The following is a 2,167-nucleotide window of genomic DNA, read 5'->3' as shown; positions in this document are numbered from 1 at the left end:
CCTGATCAATGAGTACGGGCCGACGGAGGCGTCGGTGGGTACGTGTGTGTTCCCGGTGCGGGTGGAGCAGACGTTGCCGATCGTGCCGATCGGTCGGGCGTTGCCGGGCATGCGGATGTATGTGTTGGACGCGTGGATGCAGCCGGTGCCGCTGGGTGTGACGGGTGAGTTGTATGTGGGTGGTGTCGGGGTGGCTTGGGGTTATGTGGGGCAGCCGGGGTTGACCGCGGATCGGTTCGTGCCGGATCCGTTCGGGCCGGCGGGGTCGCGGTTGTACCGCACCGGGGACCTGACGCGTCGGTTGTCGGATGGTGCGGTGGAGTTCCTGGGTCGGGTGGACCATCAGGTGAAGGTGCGCGGTTACCGCATCGAGTTGGGTGAGATCGAGTCCGTGCTCACCGCCGTGGCCGGTGTACGCGACGCGGTGACGGTCGTGCAGACGGGTGCGGCCGGCGAGGCCCGGCTGATCGGCTTCTTCGTGCCGACCGCCCCGGACGCGGGACTGGTCCAGCGCATCCGAGACGAGTGCGCCGACCGGCTGCCGGACTACATGGTGCCCGCCGACCTGATCGCCGTGGAGGCGATTCCGCTCAACGCCAATGGCAAGGTCGACCGCGCCGCGCTGCTGGAATCGGTGACGGCGACCGAGCGGGTGCACGTGGCACCCCGCACCGACACAGAAGCCCAACTCGCCGACATCTGGGCGCGGGTGCTCAAGCTGGACAGCGTCAGCGTCGTCGACAACTTCTTCGACCTCGGCGGGCACTCCATCAGCGCCATCGCCCTCGTCGGGGCGCTGCGCACGGCCGGGTTCCCCGCCTCCGTGCGGGACATCTTCGTGCACCGCACCGTGGCCGCGCTCGCCGAGCACATCCAGGTTGCGCAGACCGGGGCTGCCGAACCGCAGTTCCAGCCGGTCGCCCGCTTCGCACAGCTCGCCGACGCGGACCGGGCCGCCCTGCCCAGCGGGCTCGACGACGCGTACCCGATCGGTCAGGTGCAGCTCGGCATGCTGGTGCAGATGCTTGCCGACACCGACCGGCACACCTACCACAACGTCTCGGCCTTCCCGATCCACGACGAGCAGTCCCTGGCCGTCGACGCGCTGCGCCGCGCCGTGCAGACCGTCGTGGACCGGCACGAGATCCTGCGTACGTCCTTCGCCCTGGATGGCTACTCGGTGCCGCTGCAACTCGTGCACAGCGAGGTGCCGATCGAGGTGACCGTGCTCGACCTTCGCGGCACCGACGCCGAGGAGGGACTGCGCGCATACATGGCCGCCGAACGGGCCACCCCGTTCGCGCCGGACGAGTATCCCCAGATCCGCGTCGCCGGTGCGATCGGCGAGGGCAACGCCTGGTGGTTCGTGCTGACCATGTCGCACGGCATCCTCGAAGGCTGGAGCCACCACTCGCTGCTGATGGAGATCCTGGACAACTACCGGCGGCTGCGGGACAGCGGCACGCCCGTACCCTTCGACGCGCTGCCGGTCCGCTACGCCGACTTCGTCGCCGCCGAACTCGCCGCCCTGCGCTCCGCCGAGGACGAGGCGTACTGGCGGGCCGTTGTCGACTACCCGCGCTTCGCCCTGCCCACCGGCTGGGGCGCGCCGGAGAGCGACCCCGAGTTCCAGTGCGGCACCCGGGTGCCGCTGCACGACCTGCTCGACGGGCTCAAGAACCTGGCCAGCCGCACCGGCACGTCGCTGAAGAGCGTTCTGTTGGCCGCACACCTGAAGGTGATGAGCCAGCTCACCGACCAGGAAACCTTCACCAGCGGCCTGGTCTGCCACGGCCGGCCCGAGGTGACCGGCGCGGACCGGGTGTACGGCATGCACCTGAACACGCTGCCGTTCGTACACAAGGGTTCCGCCGCCACCTGGGCGGAGCTGATCCGGCAGACCTTCGCCGCCGAGCTGGAGCTGTGGCCGCACCGGCACTACCCGCTGCCGGCGGTGCAACGCTTCACCAACGGCGAGCGGCCGATCGAGATCCTCTTCAACTTCCTCGACTTCGCCCAGGTCGACACCGACCGGGTCGGTTTCGGCGAGGCCATCTACGAGGCGTCCAGCGAGTTCGACCTGCACGTCTCCACCCTCGACGGAACGCTGAGCATCCTCAGCCGTCCGCACGTCGTCAGCTACCCCAACGTCCTCCGCCTGGGTGGC

1 protein-coding gene is annotated in these 2,167 nt (G+C 69.5%); it reads left to right on the top strand.

What is annotated here, in order from left to right:
* Nucleotide 1: 1 nt before the first annotated feature.
* A partial coding sequence (locus AC507J_RS32180) for a condensation domain-containing protein (RefSeq protein ID WP_496294309.1) occupies nucleotides 2-2,167 on the top strand: 2,166 nt, incomplete at its 3' end.

The sequence above is a fragment of the Micromonospora sp. PRAS1 genome (assembly GCF_059553435.1).
Note: the sequence above shows the minus strand (reverse complement) of the source record. Positions and strands in the feature narration are given on the sequence as shown.